General features: G+C 69.1%; 19 protein-coding genes and 1 pseudogene. 15 read left to right on the top strand and 5 right to left on the bottom strand.

Annotated features, from left to right (window positions below):
• The first annotated feature begins 4 nt into the window (after positions 1-4).
• The 4 genes from OG885_RS09950 to OG885_RS09935 all read left to right on the top strand — a co-directional run bounded on the left by OG885_RS09950 (position 5) and on the right by OG885_RS09935 (position 2,615).
• Positions 5-427 (top strand): hypothetical protein, encoded by a 423-nt coding sequence (locus OG885_RS09950; protein WP_405729228.1) that lies wholly within the window; start codon positions 5-7, stop codon positions 425-427.
• A 30-nt stretch (positions 428-457) separates the two neighbouring features.
• Complete coding sequence (locus OG885_RS09945) at positions 458-1,345, top strand: winged helix-turn-helix transcriptional regulator (RefSeq protein WP_405729225.1); 888 nt, start codon at positions 458-460, stop codon at positions 1,343-1,345.
• Positions 1,342-1,857 carry a hypothetical protein gene (locus tag OG885_RS09940; RefSeq protein WP_405729222.1) on the top strand — a complete coding sequence of 172 codons (516 nt, stop codon included), beginning with the start codon at positions 1,342-1,344 and terminating at the stop codon, positions 1,855-1,857. Before OG885_RS09945 ends, OG885_RS09940 begins: the two co-directional genes overlap by 4 nt.
• A gap of 284 nt (positions 1,858-2,141) precedes the next feature.
• Positions 2,142-2,615, top strand: a complete 474-nt coding sequence (locus tag OG885_RS09935) for a hypothetical protein (protein ID WP_405729219.1) — start codon at positions 2,142-2,144, stop codon at positions 2,613-2,615.
• 16 nt (positions 2,616-2,631) lie between these two features.
• Here OG885_RS09935 and OG885_RS09930 read toward each other — a convergent pair.
• A pseudogene (locus OG885_RS09930) lies at positions 2,632-3,030 on the bottom strand (ATP-binding protein); the annotation flags it as partial.
• 52 nt (positions 3,031-3,082) lie between these two features.
• Between OG885_RS09930 and OG885_RS09925 the strand changes: the two are divergent.
• Genes OG885_RS09925 through OG885_RS09890 form a run of 8 tightly spaced genes read left to right on the top strand, consistent with a single transcriptional unit; the run spans position 3,083 to position 9,139 of the window.
• Entirely contained in the window at positions 3,083-4,303 is a 1,221-nt protein-coding gene (locus tag OG885_RS09925) for an ATP-grasp domain-containing protein (RefSeq protein WP_405729216.1), read from the top strand.
• Complete coding sequence (locus OG885_RS09920; RefSeq protein ID WP_405729213.1) at positions 4,300-5,463, top strand: MFS transporter; 1,164 nt, start codon at positions 4,300-4,302, stop codon at positions 5,461-5,463. The genes OG885_RS09925 and OG885_RS09920 overlap by 4 nt, the downstream gene beginning before the upstream one ends.
• Positions 5,460-6,113: an HAD family hydrolase gene (locus OG885_RS09915; protein ID WP_405729210.1), complete on the top strand. Its 654-nt coding sequence runs from the start codon at positions 5,460-5,462 to the stop codon at positions 6,111-6,113. The genes OG885_RS09920 and OG885_RS09915 overlap by 4 nt, the downstream gene beginning before the upstream one ends.
• Positions 6,114-6,159: 46 nt before the next feature.
• Complete coding sequence (locus OG885_RS09910; protein ID WP_405729207.1) at positions 6,160-6,384, top strand: hypothetical protein; 225 nt, start codon at positions 6,160-6,162, stop codon at positions 6,382-6,384.
• 45 nt (positions 6,385-6,429) lie between these two features.
• The gene (locus tag OG885_RS09905; protein WP_405729204.1) at positions 6,430-7,035 is read left to right on the top strand and encodes a DUF317 domain-containing protein; all 606 of its coding nucleotides are present in this window, start codon (positions 6,430-6,432) and stop codon (positions 7,033-7,035) included.
• A gap of 33 nt (positions 7,036-7,068) precedes the next feature.
• The gene (locus OG885_RS09900) at positions 7,069-7,545 is read left to right on the top strand and encodes a hypothetical protein (RefSeq protein ID WP_405729201.1); all 477 of its coding nucleotides are present in this window, start codon (positions 7,069-7,071) and stop codon (positions 7,543-7,545) included.
• A 27-nt stretch (positions 7,546-7,572) separates the two neighbouring features.
• Positions 7,573-8,064 (top strand): hypothetical protein, encoded by a 492-nt coding sequence (locus OG885_RS09895; RefSeq protein ID WP_405729199.1) that lies wholly within the window; start codon positions 7,573-7,575, stop codon positions 8,062-8,064.
• Positions 8,065-8,122: 58 nt separating this feature from the next.
• The gene (locus tag OG885_RS09890) at positions 8,123-9,139 is read left to right on the top strand and encodes a collagen binding domain-containing protein (protein ID WP_405729196.1); all 1,017 of its coding nucleotides are present in this window, start codon (positions 8,123-8,125) and stop codon (positions 9,137-9,139) included.
• 469 nt (positions 9,140-9,608) lie between these two features.
• Here OG885_RS09890 and OG885_RS09885 read toward each other — a convergent pair whose 3' ends face one another.
• The 4 genes from OG885_RS09885 to OG885_RS09870 all read right to left on the bottom strand — a co-directional run bounded on the left by OG885_RS09885 (position 9,609) and on the right by OG885_RS09870 (position 13,367).
• Entirely contained in the window at positions 9,609-10,916 is a 1,308-nt protein-coding gene (locus OG885_RS09885; protein ID WP_405729193.1) for a hypothetical protein, read from the bottom strand.
• Positions 10,917-11,275: 359 nt separating this feature from the next.
• Complete coding sequence (locus OG885_RS09880; RefSeq protein WP_405729190.1) at positions 11,276-11,494, bottom strand: hypothetical protein; 219 nt, start codon at positions 11,492-11,494, stop codon at positions 11,276-11,278.
• Positions 11,491-12,519, bottom strand: coding sequence for a hypothetical protein (locus OG885_RS09875; protein ID WP_405729187.1), 1,029 nt, complete (start codon positions 12,517-12,519; stop codon positions 11,491-11,493). The genes OG885_RS09880 and OG885_RS09875 overlap by 4 nt, the downstream gene beginning before the upstream one ends.
• Entirely contained in the window at positions 12,516-13,367 is an 852-nt protein-coding gene (locus tag OG885_RS09870) for a helix-turn-helix domain-containing protein (RefSeq protein WP_405729184.1), read from the bottom strand. Before OG885_RS09870 ends, OG885_RS09875 begins: the two co-directional genes overlap by 4 nt.
• A gap of 159 nt (positions 13,368-13,526) precedes the next feature.
• Between OG885_RS09870 and OG885_RS09865 the strand changes: the two genes are divergently transcribed.
• The 3 genes from OG885_RS09865 (at position 13,527) to OG885_RS09855 (ending at position 15,579) form a co-directional block, all read left to right on the top strand.
• A complete protein-coding gene (locus tag OG885_RS09865) occupies positions 13,527-13,919 on the top strand; it encodes a hypothetical protein (RefSeq protein ID WP_405729181.1) in 393 nt (130 codons plus the stop codon).
• Between the two features lie 484 nt (positions 13,920-14,403).
• A complete protein-coding gene (locus tag OG885_RS09860; protein ID WP_405729178.1) occupies positions 14,404-14,961 on the top strand; it encodes a hypothetical protein in 558 nt (185 codons plus the stop codon).
• Positions 14,962-14,967: 6 nt separating this feature from the next.
• Positions 14,968-15,579, top strand: a complete 612-nt coding sequence (locus tag OG885_RS09855) for a hypothetical protein (RefSeq protein ID WP_405729175.1) — start codon at positions 14,968-14,970, stop codon at positions 15,577-15,579.
• The last annotated feature ends 87 nt before the right edge of the window (positions 15,580-15,666 follow it).

Here is a 15,666-nt window from a genome sequence, read left to right as displayed (position 1 = left end):
CCCATTGCCTCAACCCCGCACCCCGCCCCTTGCCGTTTCCCAGCTCGCCGCCCAGCGCATCGAGGCGCTGTACGGACAGCCGATCGCCGAACTCGAAGCCATCGCCGCCGCGGCTCCCGAGGCCACCCTGCTCGCCGCCCTGACCGGCAGCCACGGCGAACTGGCCCTCGCCGAACGCAATATCGCCTTCCAGCTTCAGCGGCTTCGTGAACTCACCGCCCCCGACCGCGAGATCGGTCGATTCGCCGCCGGTCACATCCTCGACTGCGCTCGGCGCATCGCCGAATCCGTCGCCACACGCGACGCCTACGCCAAGAGCACCAGCGCCGTCCTTAGCGGCCTGCGCCGCGTGTCCGCCCCAGACACCCACTCGCCGGCTCCGCCGGTACCCGCCGCCCCGACGGCGACCACCTCCCGCACCCGCTGACCCACCCGCACCGCTTGAGGAGCCACCTTCTTGGCCACCACCGCTCCGCCCGCCACACCGAACGATCTCTTGGGCGTCACCAAGACCCTGGACCTGCTCGCCCCGCGCTGGAGCGTGTGGGTGCTGATGACCATCTCCTCCCACCCGCTGCGCTATGCCGAGTTCAAGCCGAGGCTTCCGTGGCTTGCGGACGGGCAGCTCCACCCCCGACTTCGTCACCTCACCAACGCCGGCGTCATCGAGCGCACGGAGTACGCCCCGCGCCACGTCACCTACGGCCTCACCAGCCGCGGTGCCGCGTTGCTGCCTGTCCTGTCGGTGATCGCGTCCTGGGGCGAGACGTATCTGGAGAATGACCTGGTCGCCAACAAGCACACTGGCGAGTTGGAAGCCGAGCGTCTCGCTCCGGCCCAGAACATCGACGACGCTGTCGCGTTGCTCGTGCCGCGGCACGCCACCCCGATCCTGTTCTCCCTGCAGGCCCGGGGTACCGCGACCGCCAAGACGCTGGCGAGTGAGGCCATGCCCGGCTACGGGCTGACCGCCGTCTACAAGCCCCTGGAACGCCTCGTTGCCGACGGACTCGTCACCGCCAGCGGAACCGGCGGCTACCAACTCACCGCGAGCGGACGGGCACTCACCCCCGTCTTCCAGGCGATCTCCGGCTGGGCCACCGCGCCGGCTCCAGAGGCCGATGCCCGTCGGACGCAGGGGCCGGGCGCCCCGTCGCAGAACCGTTCCGGCCCGTGGGCGACCACTCCGACCCGGCTTCCCGCCCCGGCGGTTCCGGCCGCGCCAGCGGTTCGTCCCGCGCTGACCACCACGCCCCCGGAGACCCCGGCGTGGAAGTCCGGCGACCTCTTCTCCCACCAGATACCCGCCCGCCCGATCTCCCCGGCAGGAGGCCCGCGCCGATGACCCGCTCCCTGCCCGACACCCTCCTGCACGAACGACGTGCGATCAGGACCTTGACCCTGCCGGCCCTGATACGCCTGGTCACCGAGATCGACGACAACGGCCCCATCAGTCACCGGAGAGGCAGCCTTCAGGGCGCCTTCGGTGACCTCACCCCCGGGCAACTGCGCCACGCCATCGACGTCGCACGCGACCTCGGCCTCGTCCACGCCGACGAGCAGGCCCCCGACCGTTACCGGCTCACCCAGAGCGGTGAGGCCCTAGCTGAGGTGTACGACACCGCGGCGCGCTGGGCACGCGCCCGTCATTTCCCCGACGCCAGCACCGCCTTCGTCACCCGCGTCCAGCACACCCTCCAGCTGTCGAGCCGCAGCCCGCACTCGTCCGGCGCGCCGCTGGAGCCGTCGGCGCCGCACGAGGCCCTGGCCGATTTTCTGCAGGCGAACCCCCGCATCCTGCACCACGCCGACGCCCGCTCCGCGCAGCAGATGGCGGAAGCAGGGTGCGCTGCGTGAAGTCCCGTGTCGGACCGCGGCATGCCCGCCGGCCGGTCCCTACTCCGCTGCGCGGCATCTACCTGCCGCGCAGCACAGACGCCGCCGCGTTCGCCATGGCTGGCCGCAGGAACGTGAAGTGGCCCCACTTGGGAGTCTCTTTTGGCCCCACTTGGCGATCTCAGCGCCAGGTTCTGGGAGCGAGTTTTGGCCCCACCTGTTCTGGCTGCACGTAGCTGCGTGGAACCCAGATGACGTCCACGGATTGTTGACCGTATGCTCTCGGCGGAGCGAGGGCTGGTGCAGTGGAGATCACGGTGCAGTGGATCAGGACGTCCTGGACGAAGCAGTCTCGGGGCGGGCAGGCCGCTGCCCATAGGAACGCAGCACCGGTGGGCTTTCAGTTGCCTCACGTGCCTTCCGGGTTCGCCCACTTCATCCAGATGTCCGAGGCTGATGGGTTCGAGCCGTGTGTGGGCCGCAAGGATATGGGCGAGATCGGTGTCAGCCTGCGCGATGAAGGCGATCGGCTCCGGGTGATGGCTCGGGTGGAACCACTGTTCGGGTTGCCTCCTCGGCCGCGCAGGCCCCCAGCAGTTCGGCTGGGCCCGGGGCAGTGGGTCCGATGGCAATTGAACTACCGGTTCACCAGTGCGCTGGGAATCCGCGGCTGGTCGTACTGGCTCGACACGTTCAACATCGCCTATGGGCCGGTTGACCGGGATGTCTTTCTGTCAGATCCAAGCGTGTGCATCGATGAGTGCGGCCCGGTCCGCTAGGGCAGGCGGTTTGTTATCAGTTGTTCGCACGTTCTGCTTGAGCGCGGGTGAGGGCAAGGCGGTAGGAGTCGGTCCCGGTCTCGATTATGTTGCCTCCGAAGGTGAGCCGATCGACTATGGCCGCGCAGAGTCGGGGGTCGGTGAACGTCTTCGTCCAGCCGCTGAAGGACTCGTTGGACGCGATGGCGACGCTGTTCTTTTCCTCGCGTTCGGTCAGGACCTGGAACAGCAACTCGGCTCCGCGTCGGTCGAGTTCCATGTAGCCGAGTTCGTCGATGCAGAGTAGGTCGACCCGTCCGTAGCGGGCGATGGTCTTCGTCAGCTGTTTGTCGTCGGCTGCTTCGACCAGTTCGTTGACGAGTTTGGCGGCCAGCACGTAGCGAACGCGGAGGCCTGCCATCGCTGCTTCGGTTCCCGGAGTTTTGTTGTCCTCTCGCCCCGTCGTCCTGGTTGTTGCAGCCGCCGACATGGAGGCGCCCGCGTATCGCGGCTACTGCCTTGAGAACGTCCGCGCCCATTACGACGTCGTCCTGATTTCCGGCGCCGAGCCGAGCTGGGAGAAGGAGTTCCTCCTCGACTACAGCGTCGCCGACCCCACCGACCAGGTGGCACTGGCCGCGGCTGGACGAGCGCTCGCCGAGCGGTACGAGCTGGCCGGCGTGCTGACGTGGACCGAGTGGTACCTCGTCCCTGTCGCCCGGCTCGCCCGCCAGCTCGGCCTGCCCACCACGGCTCCTGAAGCCCTCCAGGGCTGCCGCAACAAGCACACGAGTCGTAGCCTGTTCGCCCGCCACGGGGTGCCCTCCGCCGTATCCGTGAGCGTGCGCACTGAGCGGGAGGCGGCCGACGCCGCCGCGCTGATCGGCTATCCCGTCGTCCTCAAGCCCGCCGCGCACGCTGCGAGCATGGGCGTCATCCGCGTCCATTCCGTCGACGACCTTCCGGCCGCGTACGCCTTCGCCGCGCGCACCGCCAACCACGGTGTGGAAAGCACTCAGGTCCTGGTCGAGGAATACCTCGACGGCCCTGAGGTGAGCGTCGAGTGTGTCACCCATCAGGGGCAGACCACTGTGGTCGCCGTCACTCGCAAGACCGTCGGGATGCCGCCCTTCTTCGAGGAGCTGGCGCACGTGGTCGACGCGAACGACCCGCTGCTCGCCACCGTGGCGCCAGTCGCCGTCGCGGCCCTCGACGCCGTCGGCATCACCGACGGCGTCAGCCACGTCGAGATCCGCATCGTCGACGGCCGCCCACGCCTGATCGAGGTCAATGCGCGCATCGCAGGCGACATGATCGGTCACCTCGTCCACCTGGCCACCGGTGTCGATCTCGCCCGGGCCGCCGCCGACATCGCATGCGGACGTACCCCCGACCTGACGCCAACCCGCTGCCAGGCTGCGGCGATCCGCTTCATCTACCCCGCCTATTCCGGCACCCTGACCGCCCGCAGTGTCGTGAAGCCCACCGGGGGAGTGGAGCGCGTGCGTTTCCAGCGACAGCCCGGAGACCAGCTCCTGCTTCCCCAGGACGGCGGCAATCTGTTCACCGCCCGCATCGGCTTCGTCATCGCCACCGGGCCGACCGCCACGGCAGCCCAGCACCGCGCCCAGGAGGCGTACCGCAACCTCGACGTCCAGGTGACGCCTGCCACGCAGACGGCTCCGGCCTCCGGGGAGCACGCCGCGTGAGGAAAACCGCAGCGACCGAGCTGGTGCGCAGCCGCCGCCTGCTGATCGGGTACTTCGCCGGACTGGGTGTGGTGATGGCCGTGTTTGGTGCCCGCATGCCCGCCGTCCAGTCCGCCGCCGACGTGAGTACCGGCGGGCTTGCCCTGGTCCTGTTGGCCGCGGCCCTCGGCATGGTCGCCGGACTCCAGACGGGTGGGCGCCTCGCCCGTCCGGCCCGCCTGCCCGCACTGCTGACCGGCGGCGCCTTTGCCCTTGCCGCCTGTCTTGCCATTCTTGGGGTCTGCTCCAGCCTGGAGAGCCTGTTGGCGGCGGCGTTTGTCTTCGGCGTCGCACACGGCGTCCTCGACGTCGCGGCCAATGCCGCGGCGGTCCGCTGCCAGGACGCCTACGGCCGCACCATCATGGCCGGGCTGCACGCGAGTTACAGCCTCGGAGCCCTCCTCGGTGCCGCGCTGGCCGCGGCCACCGCCCACATCTCACACACCGTTCTGTTCACGGGGGTCGCCGTCTGCGCTGCGGCGGCGACAGGAGCGACGATGGCTCTGACCGGGACACTCGCCAGCTCTGGACTCAAGCCCGTTCACCGTCCTGCTGCACAGGGCTCGGGCGAACGCGGGGTCGAGTCACGGCCCCGGGTGTGGCTCCTGGGTGTCCTGGCAGCGGCAACATTGCTGGGCGAAGGCGCTGCTGCCGACTGGGCTGCCGTCCACCTGCACGACCTCGGCGCGACAGCCGCGACCAGCGCCGCGGCATACGGCTCTTACAGCGCCGCCATGGCCACAGGCCGACTCGTCGGTGACCGACTCACCGCCCGCTTCGGCGCGTCAGCCGTCGTACGCGCCGGCGCCGCCTTGGCCGCGCTCGGCCTCACCACCGGACTGGCCGGCTCCACCATCGCCTTCGCCCTGTTCGGCTGGGCGGCCTTCGGCCTGGGCCTGTCCGTCACCATCCCCAGCCTGATCACCGCCGCAGGCCCTGGCGGACCCCGCGCGGTCGCCACCGTCGCGGTCACCGGCTACGTCGGCCTGCTCGCCGGACCCGCCGTCATCGGCGCCCTCGCCACCGTCACCACCCTGCCGCACGCGCTGCTGCTGCCTGCCCTCCTCGCCGTAACCGTCGCCACCCTCGCCCCCAAAGCCCTGGAGAGAACCACCCCTTGACCCGCACCTACGACTCCCGGACCGGCGTAGAAGCCCTGATCCTCGACTACAACGGGGTTCTCGGCTTGCAGCCCACCACCGCTATGTGGACCCGTCTCGCCGACTTTGCCGAGTGGCCCAACCGGCATCTCCCCTCGTTCCAGCGAGCCTTCTGGGCTCACCGCAACGCCTACGACGCAGGACAACTGAGCGATCTCGCCTACTGGGCCAAGGTGCTCGGACACCACCCCGGCCCGCGCTGGCTGCGCACCCTGCGTGATGCCGACACTGCCATGTGGACCCGCACCGACCCGCGCGTCCTCGACATCCTGTACCGCGCCCGCACATCGCGGCTGACGATGGTTTTGCTCTCCAACGCCCCGGCCCACCTCAGCAACGTCCTGGATGCCACCGGCTGGCGGCGCGCACTGATGGAAGACGCCTTGTACTCCGCCCGCCTGGGCCTGTGCAAGCCAGATCCGGCCGCGTACGTACACGCCCTGGCCGCCACCGGCGTCGACGACCCCGGGCGTGTGCTGTTCGTCGACGACCGCGAGGACAACTGCCGGGCCGCCGCCGAGCTGGGCCTGCGCACCCTGCACTACACCGGCCAACCCGCAGACCTGGAACAGCAGTTGCTGCCTGTCCTGGCGGGCAGCACCGGTTCCTGACCGAGCACCGCTCTGCCCACTATCAGCCCCCACCCCCTGGACTTTCGTGCCCGACACCAAAGAAATCGACGGCGACGTCTACGTCTCTCCCCGCTACCTCGCCGGCAGCATCTGGACCGGAGACCCCGCTCTGGAGCCGCTCCTCGCGCTCGGCTTCGACCTCCGTCACGACGACCTCGGCAACGTCTACGTCACCGCGCCCGACCACCGCGTGCGACTCGGCTATCTGCCCGAGGGGGAGGACGACGGACTGTGGCGGATCAACGCCTAACGCGACCGCTTCGGCCCACCCGCATGGGGCGTGTGCTTCAACGACATGGCACCTACGGAGTTCGCTACCGCCTTCACCACCGCCCTCGCCCAGGCATACACCGCCGGCCCTGACACCTACCTCGCTGGGCCCGACCTCAAGGACCCCGAACTCGGAGCGTTCGACGCCGTCGTCCCGCTCATCAAGAACGGCTGGCAGTTCCAGCACCCGCGCTGGGGCGTGATGGAACTGCAGTCCCCGGATGGGATGGCCACCTGCGAATACACCACCGGCCGCCTCGACCCGGAGAAGGAACTCACCACCCTTGAGGCCCGATGGCACCTGTGGGGCGGGCCGAAGAGCGGTTACGCCCGCTGGTACGCCACCGCCTCCACGAGCACGCCGATCCCGCTGGTGAAGGCCATCACTCAGAGCGTGGCGGACCCCGCGCCACTGCCACGCTGGAAAGACGCCCTGATGCGCGACCTGCGTGAACACGCCCAGCTCACACCCGTCACGCCTGTGCCGCCACCGGTGCCCACGCCACTCGACGTCCGGCGCACCACCCCCCGCCGGGCGCCAGCACTGACCACGCGCAGCATCCCGCGCTGGAGCACCACGACGACCCCGTCGGCAGTCCTGCCCGCCCGACGCTCCGGCCCCCGTCGCTGACCGCCCAGATCCCCTTCGTCCGAGAGAGGCTCTTTGGCCCTGCACGCCCAGCAGTTCTTCGACGACGTCCTTGAACTGCCTCTCCATCAGTACGCCATCGTCGGCGATGCCCTTTACGCATCCCCGCAGCCGAACTCGCCGCTGCGGCTACGGATCGACTTCGCCCCCACCATCCGCCACAGCGAGTACGACGGACTTCGCCTGCGCGTCGTCCACCCCGAGCAGGGCGTCCTCGACACCGCGATCCTCCGCTTCGCCGACCACGGCACCTTCGCCCGCCGCGACAACGGTCGCGACCTCGTGCCCGGCCGAGACGGATACGCCGTCATCCGTGACTGGCACGCCCACAGCAGCCAGCCTCCGTGGCACGGCGCGGACGGCACGAGGCTACGTACCGCGATCGAGCAGTACGCCCACTTCTGGTTCCCGCCGCCTCCCGCGTCCCGACCGGCAGCCCGACCTGTCGCCCAGCCCGCACCCACCACCGGGGCTTGGTCCCGCACCCGCTGAACCGCCCACCTTGCCCCGGAGTTCTGGATGCCCCAGCCACACTGGTTCCCCTCGCACCGATGGCCCCCTCCGCCAACCACCGCGGCCGCCAGCCCGCCTCCGCCGCCGGGCCCGAACGGCTTTTGGATCACCGATCCCGACTTCCGCGAGCGGCTGCACAACGCGACGTTGACCCTCCTCGACATCGTCGAGGACTGCCTCAACGACCTCTCGCTCACCGACATCCTCGACGGCGCCCGCGACCACGCCGAGCACATTCTCGGCGTCCCCAGCACCTATGGCGTCCTCGTCGAGGCCGAGGCCGCCGCGCAGATCGTCCAGGCCGCCGGCCTGGATGCCGGATCACCCTTCGGCCTGGTCATCGCCCAGGGCCTGGCGGGTATCGCGCAACTGCCCGTCGAGCAGCAACAGCAACTCGTCCGGGCCGCCTCCCGCCGCTACGCGATCACCGCACCCTCGCGTTCGGCCAGCGGCCTGTCCCCTTCACCCCGGCGCCAGGCGCCGGGCCGCGCCCGCTGACCAACGATCTGTTTGCCCGCCTTGCCTGTTTCCGCTGTATCCCTTGGAGAGTCCTTTCTTGCGCATCCGTTTCGCTCGCACCCTCCCGGTCGCTGTCGCCGTCGCCGCCACGGTGACCGGTTCCTTGTCCTGGGCGCCGACTGCCTCGGCCCAGAGCACCGATCCCACCCCGCCCGAATCCACGTCCCCGGCTCCGCGCAACGCGGGCGAGTCGGAGACCGGTGGCGTGGCCATCCTGAAGAAGGACCCCGGCGGCGATGTGCTCGCCGGCGCGTCCTTCGCGCTCTTCGACTCCGCGGGCAAGGAAGCCGCCAGCGGCAAGACCGACGCCCAGGGCAAGCTCGCCTTCCAGGACCTGGCACCGGGTGTCTACCGCCTCAAGGAGATCTCCAGCGGCAGTAACCTGCACGACACGGTCGACGACCAGGACGTCATCGTCACCCCGGGTACGGACACGCCGCTCACGCTCGTCGACCCGTTCAAGGACGCCTCGGTGCTCTTGAAGGCCAAGGACGACAAGACCGGCAGACTGCTGGCTGGGTCCACGGTCAACATCGGCAGCGGCGACAAGACCCTTCTCACGCTGACCACCGGCTCCGACGGTACCGCCACCGGCAAACTTCCTATCAACTCCCGTACCGGCACAGACTTCTGGGTCAAGCAGATGAAGGCGCCTTCCGGCTACACCCTCTACAAGTCCTCGAAGACGTTCACCGCCGCTCCGGACGCTCCGGTCATCGTGACCGTCACCAACGCCAAGACCGCGACCGACTCAAGCCCCGCTCCGACGGAGAAGGCGACGGACCAGCCGACCAGCACGGCGACCACGCAAGGCGACAACGTGGGCGGCGGCACGGCGGACTCCCCGACGTCGGACACCAGCTCCTCGCCGACAGCCGATGCGTCCGGCGATACCACGTCGAAGACCCCAGTCGGCTCCCTCGCCCACACCGGTGCCGAGGCCAGCCCGTGGCTCGTCGGCGGGGCAGGACTCCTCGTCGCCAGCGGCATCGGAATACTCCTGACCGCCCGTGCCCGCCGCAGCGACGAGAACACACCGCCCGGCGAAGACTGACACAACTGCATCAATACAGATGCCAGGGCCCGGGAGTCACACCGACTTGCGGGCCCTCACGTTGCCCTATCCCGCCCAACCGATCTCTCGTACCTCGATGGCCCCGTCGTACGGCATGTACTGGATCCAGGAGCGTGCCCCGAACGCCTCACGGATCTCCTCGACACTGCCGGGGTCCCGTACGTCCGGCCACGCGCTGGTGCCGAGCGCACCCGTTCGACGAGCTCCAGGACCTCACGCCGTGCGTCCGCGGGCTGTTCTCCCATCACATCGGACGCCAGTTCCTCCACCACTACCCCGCACTGCATCGTGCATCCCTGTGCTCGTGATCATTTCTCAGCACCGTACGACGTAGTCCACACCGATGCACCGGCCTGTGGACGCCTGTCAGGGCTCGGTCAGCGGATGCGGAACGGTGAAGTGACGACGTCCGGGCCAGGACGTTCACGACGGACGGCCGGAGTGGCCGTTATGTTGAGGCGGCGACCGCCCTGGGGGCCATAACGTCAGCGAAGGAGGTGCGAATGTCTGGCACAGCCACAGGGGTGATGTCGCAGCCGGCGGTCTGCGCGGCCCGGAGGACGGCGGCGAGGTCTCCGCGGGCGATGGTCTCTACGGAGCATTCCCCGCACTCGTTGGAACGGGCATGTCTGCCTGCTGCGGAGGACAGGGCGCGCACGTGGGCGAGCACCTCGTGGGGCCCGTCGGCACGGACCGCGTACCAGTCCCCTTGCCGCTCCGGTGTGTGGAGCGCTGCGGCAACGCCTGGGTACATCGGCAGGTGGATCCGACCGTCGTGGACACGGATCACGAAGACCTGGTCGAGAGTGTCGCAGCAGTCTGACTCGGGCGCTTCCTTCTCGAACCAGGCGATCGCCTCCGCGCGGCTGCCGGGACCCCACAGGTACTGCGCGGGGTAGCGGGTGGTGGCGTGGAGGGCGTCGTACTCCATCAGGTGGGGATCTTCGCGCTCGCCGGGCCAGAAGACCGCTCGTGCCAGCACATAGGTGAAGTCATCCTCTCCTGGCTGTTGGTGGACGAGGTACGCGGCGTGCGCGGCGTGCACAGTGGTGCTGTTCCAGCTGATGGCGACCACGTCGCGAGTGATCGGCGCCGGGTAGAGGCGGCCTCCCGCGGTGGAGTGCCCCCACAGATGGTTGATGATCTCCGCGAGGTCGGACAGGTCGCGGTAGGCGTCGACGGGGCTGAGGAGGTGGGATGTGCCGTGGGCGGTCAGGTTCCGCAGGGCCCTTTTGGCCCGTTCGATGCCGCGGTTGCGCTGGCCGCGCAGAAGGTTCTCGCGTCGTGCCCACAGCAGCAGGCCGTCGAGTGTCGCGTTAAACCCGGTCCAGGTGCGCGAGCTGCCCATACGGATCTTGGTTCCGCCGGCCTTCTTGTACTGCTCGAAGAAGTCCGCGTAGGTGGTGTAGGCGATCTCGTGCTCGACCTGAGAGCGGTCCCGGACGGTGATCGTGCCGCTGTGGTGGGCGGTAAACCGGTCCCGTAGCGCCTGTTCGAGGGTCAGTTTGGCGACGTCCGCGACCAGTGTGAACAGCTCGTAGCACAACAGGCCCTGGCAGTAACAGGTACGTAGTTGCTGGAACTTCTGCCGGGTTGCTTCCGCCACGTCATCGTCCAGCACGAGGTTGGAGATCAGACGCTGTTGGTAATCCGCTGCGTCTTCGGGGCGCATGGCTCCGCCGAGGCCGAAAGGCGTGAAATGCAGCACGCGGCGGTCCACCGCCTGGAGTTCGGCGAGGCTCTCGCTGCCGGTCATCGTCACTGGTTCGGCCCTTCTACCGTGAACGTGGCGAACAGAGCAGGATCGGGCTTCGGCATGACTCGGCGCAAGCGGATTATCCCCAACTGGCTCGGCGCTGCGAGCGGGTGGCCCACCGCGTCCATCTTGGCCGTGGGCTGGCTGGCCGACGGCTTCTGCATACCTTCCTCAACCTGCAACCGCTTGTTGCAATGGCCCGTCCTGCGTCATGTGGCACCTTCCCTATCACCTTTTGTGGCGCGCTCCTGGCCTCAGTGCGCACACCGGTCAGACCCTCAAGACGAGGGGTGCCACGGTCGTCTGGTTGAGCCGTACTCCGCCTGTCTTGCACACCTTGCCGAGGCGAATCGCGCGGCCTACCTGTCCGGACTGCCCCGGGCGTACGCGCGCTGTGTGTTCGTGCTGCGCTGATGGACGACCCACCCGGCAGCCGGGGTGGGCAGCGGGTCCTCGGCGCCGCAGATGCCGACGAGGAAGTCGTACAGCCGCCGGGCGTGCTCCGGCCATTGCTCGCGGGGGTCACGTCGCATAGAAGAGCGGGCCGCCCGCGGCGAGCGATCCAGCGCCGTGGTCATACGCCGTCCTCCGGTTCGGCCTGTGCCCGACAGCCCGGGCACAGCGGGGCGATTGGGCCGCCGTCATCCGCCTCGATGGGCCACCAGCGCAAGCATCCCGCACACGAGGTCAGCTCCGCACTCGTGTAGCGGGCGGTGCAACTGAGACAGAACACCGTGTCGGACGCGATCGGATCGTCCGCGAAGACCAGGCCTTCCACGACGTCGTACTCGTCGCACTGCGGGCACTGCACAAGGCCCTCCGCGTTGAGAACGTCCAGGAAATCGCTGGCAAGGGACGCATCGGAGGACCAGGAAGCGCCGCAGAAGTGACACGTGCCCCCGCCTGGAACGAGGACCAGAGTCATCTGTTCGCAGTCCGGACATTGCACGGTCAGGCTTTCGTGCCCTCGTAGCTCGCCCCGGAGTCGGTCCAGGCGCCGCTTGACGTAGGAGCTGATGTTCCGCACTCCTTCGCTCACCGTGACCATGTCCCGGGCGGCCCTCCCCTGCTCACGGCTGCTGAGCAGGGGCAGGAGGTCGTCCTCAAGGAAACGCATGAGGAAGTCGAGCACCCGGCCGGCACGGGCTTCGACCGCGCGGGCGCTGTGGGTAAGGCCGTAGTGCTGCAGCGCGTTGCGGTCCTTTGCCAGTTCCTTCAGCGCGTCGGTCTCCTTTTTGTCGAAGGCGAGGCCGGCGATGTCGCGCAGGCGGTCGACCGCTGCAACGGTGCCGCAGCTTTCGAAGTCCGCGCTGTCAAAGGCCTTCCTGGTCGCCGTGCCGGGATCCTTGAAGACCAGGCTCCAGTGCTCAAGCTGCAGGCGGGCCTTGAGCAGGACCTCTGCCGCGGCCTGCAGGTGCAGGACGGCGTACTTCAGGTCGCGGTCGTCGACCACTGAGGTGTTCTCGTCTAGGCGCTCGACGACGCTGACGAGGTAGTCGATGCCGTTGCGGATAGGCGGGAAATCCAGCTGAGGCGACGTGCGTCCCGGCGGCGCGTAACGGCGCTCGCCCGCACCAGCACTTGCCTGGTCGGCCGAGGTCATGCATCGTCCTTCCGGTCCGGGGCCGAGCTGCTCGCCCGGGCCTCACCGCCGGACTGTTCCGCGCCCCCTACGAAGGATTGGGGGCGCCAGCCCATTCGAGTTTCCTCAATGGTGGCTGCCAGAACGAACACCTGGGCTCTGATTTCCGTTGGGGCCTGCACGGCACCGTGGGCGAGCAGGTTGCGCATCCGCTGGAGGCTGCGTTCGAACTCGGAGAAGGCCTCGGCGACCATCTCGCGGTCACTGGCGTGGAGGGCCTGGAACGGTGCTGTGTCCTCGGTACCTGGGGGTGCCCCCTCGAACACGTTGGTGATCTTGGCCGCCCATTCCTCTCGCACGTCAGGGGCCAGGCGGGCGACTAGGCCGTCGGCCACTCTCCGCGCGCCGGCCACGGACTGACCCGACACTGCCCGGTGCACGGCGGACCGGGACAGCCCCGTGACGTCTGCCAGCTCCCGCACACTCGGTCGCCCCGCCAGCTGATACAGGTCGTGGACAACAGTGCGCTGCTGCATCTCCCGGGCTGCGGACTCCATCACCCGGTTCGCGCCAACGGGCGGCGCACGCAGGGCCGCGGGTTCAACAGCATCAATGTTCCGGGCGACCGTCCCTGCCGTTCTGGCGGCCCCGGCGGACTCTCGGGCTGCCTCCCAGAGAAGGCGCAGCTCCTGCACGTCGGTGTCGGTGGCGCGGGCAATGGCCGCGACCATCTCCCAGGTAGGGAACCTCTTGCCAGCGAAGACGAGGCTAAGTCCCGACATGCTGTACCGGGTTCTGGCACTGAGTTGGGAGTAGGTCAGGCCTGCGGCATTGCGCACGTCCCGTAGCCGCAGGGCCAACTGCTGCACAGGGAGCGGAACATCTTCCGGGACCGGCCTCTCGGGCCTTCCTGCCACCCTGACCTCCGTGTTTGTCGAATTTTCTCCCGCGTCCCTATTATTCAGGGACACCGGCGTTCCGGGAGTCGAGTCGCGGCCCCGGCAGGTGATCCTCAATGAGGGGGAGGCGTGACGACCGATGCCTGGGTCCTGTTCGCCGTATTCGGCCTGCTCTTCGCTGCAGGGACCACGCTCACCACGTACCGCCTCGCAGTGGCTGATGCGCTGAGCTCGATCCCGCTCTGGTCCTGGACCGGCGGGGCGGCCGTGGTCGCCGTGGTCGACATCGGCGCGGTGTACGGCCTGCTGCTCGACCTCACGAACGGCGCGCCGAGCGGCAGCCGGATCGGCTGGACGGTCGCCGTGATCGTCGCCGCGGCGATGTTCGCCGCCCTGGTCTTCTGCCTGACCGCCGGGAGTGCGACCGCCCCCACGCCGCGCTGGCTGCGCTGGCGGCTGGCGGGCTCCACGTTCAGCGGCGTGCTCACCGTGGTCGGGGTGGTCTGCGTCTTCCTGAACTGACGCACCAGCCTTCCGGGGCGCCGGGTGGAGCAGGCTGCTCCACCGGTGCCCTTTCCATGTCCCGGACCCGGACGCAGGACAGCGGCGCCCCGCCTGATCAGGGTTCGCGCGCCCGTCCGGGTAGTCACCGTCATGGCCACAGGATAACCGTGATTATCTTGTGACTTTTGGGTGTCCAGTGCCATGTGCGGCACCCTTCCGAGGGTGGACATGCTCCCACTGGAACGTGGTTCTTCCGCTGCCGGACCGAGTGGCCAATGTATCGCTGCGGGTGGCCAACTAGCGCTGAGCCTCACACCGTTGCGGGTCAGCCGACTTGAATCATTCGAACTAATGCTCGAATATCGAGGTAATGAGTGCAAGACCGGTAACGAGCGGGCACGCGGGCGAGGATGTTGCTGAGGTGGTGAACGGGTCGCCTCTCGGTTTCCTGCTGCCGGAGGGACGTGTCCGTCCCGGAACTGCGGTCAGCATCGGGGGAGACTTGCCCCTGTTGCTGGCGCTCGCCGCCGAAGCGTCGGTAGGCGCGATCGGTTGGGCGGCGGTGGGCCTACCCCATCTGGGGGTCCTCGCTGCCCAGTCCGCCGGCCTGGATTTGGCGAGCGGGCTGTGGGTCGACGAGCCCGGGCGGCAGTGGGTACAGGTGGTGGCCACGTTGGCCGAGGTAGTACCGGTGGTTCTGGTGGGGCGGCTCGGTCCAGTGCCCGGCCAGGTGGCACGTCGTCTTGCCGCGGTGCTCCGACGCAGCGGGTCGGTGCTGCTGGCTGCTGAGTCCTGGGAGGGTGCCGCGGTCCGTATGAACGTCGTCTCCTCGGTCTGGGACGGGATCGGCGAGGGGCACGGGCTGCTGGGCGGTCGGCGGGTTCAGGTCATGGCCGTAGGGCGCGGAGCCTCCGCGGTGCCGCGGTACGCGCAGATGTTGCTGCCTGGCCCCGACGGCAGGGTCGCTCTCGTCCGCACCGACACGGCTGCGACGGGCACGTCGAAGGCGCTGACGGCCGTGGGGAGCGAGGGCTGGCCGGCGCTGCGCGTGGCGGGCTGAACTGGCGTGGGCAGCAGGATCATCGCCGGCTGGGTCCCGGACTACCCGGTTGTAGCGGTCGGCGCCCAGAGGGCGGAGCCGGTCGCCGTCGTCCACCGCAACGAAGTGGTGGCCTGCTCGGAGTCCGCGCGTACGGCGGGTGTACGCAGGCGGATGCGCGTGCGGGCGGCACAGGCCCGCTGCGCCGAGTTGCGCGTGGTCGAGCGGGATCTCACCGCCGAGTTCCGGCTCTTCGAGCCCGTCGTGCGACACGTCGAGGGCACCGTCATGCCGCGCTTGGAGGTGATCCGGCCTGGCTTGCTGGCCGCGCCCGCCCGCGGCCCGTCCCGTTATTGGGGCGGCGAGCCGCAGCTGGTCGACCGCCTGATCGCCACCCTGGCCGACGTGGGCCTTCCGGCCCGCGGAGGCATCGCGGATTCGGTCTTCACGGCGGCGCTCGCCGCCCGCGCCGGACAGCTCGTCCCTTCGGGCGCGGACGCGGCGTGGCTTGCCCCCTTCCCGGTGGGCGTGCTGGGGGCGCCCCGGCTCGTGGAGCTGCTGGAGCGGCTGGGGATCCGCACGGTCGGCGCGTTCGCGGCGCTGCCCGAGAACAAGGTGCTGGCCCGGTTCGGTGCCTAGGGCATTGCCGCCCACCGCATCGCCCGCGGACATGCGGAGCGCCCCCTCGCCGTACGGGCGGCATCGGATGAGCACACGGTGACGTAC

It is taken from the genome of Streptomyces sp. NBC_00028 (assembly GCF_045041065.1).
In the GTDB taxonomy this organism is placed as follows: Bacteria; Actinomycetota; Actinomycetes; order Streptomycetales; family Streptomycetaceae; genus Streptomyces.
Note: the sequence above shows the minus strand (reverse complement) of the source record. Positions and strands in the feature narration are given on the sequence as shown.

What these genes read in the sequence shown, in the direction of transcription:
- OG885_RS09885 (WP_405729193.1), bottom strand. Translation starts at nt 10,916, where the DNA reads ATGACCGGCAGCGAGAGCCTCGCCGAACTCCAGGCGGTGGACCGCCGC.
- OG885_RS09925 (WP_405729216.1), top strand. Translation starts at nt 3,083, where the DNA reads ATGGAGGCGCCCGCGTATCGCGGCTACTGCCTTGAGAACGTCCGCGCC.
- OG885_RS09905 (WP_405729204.1), top strand. Translation starts at nt 6,430, where the DNA reads ATGGCACCTACGGAGTTCGCTACCGCCTTCACCACCGCCCTCGCCCAG.
- OG885_RS09880 (WP_405729190.1), bottom strand. Translation starts at nt 11,494, where the DNA reads ATGACCACGGCGCTGGATCGCTCGCCGCGGGCGGCCCGCTCTTCTATG.
- OG885_RS09875 (WP_405729187.1), bottom strand. Translation starts at nt 12,519, where the DNA reads ATGACCTCGGCCGACCAGGCAAGTGCTGGTGCGGGCGAGCGCCGTTAC.
- OG885_RS09895 (WP_405729199.1), top strand. Translation starts at nt 7,573, where the DNA reads ATGCCCCAGCCACACTGGTTCCCCTCGCACCGATGGCCCCCTCCGCCA.
- OG885_RS09940 (WP_405729222.1), top strand. Translation starts at nt 1,342, where the DNA reads ATGACCCGCTCCCTGCCCGACACCCTCCTGCACGAACGACGTGCGATC.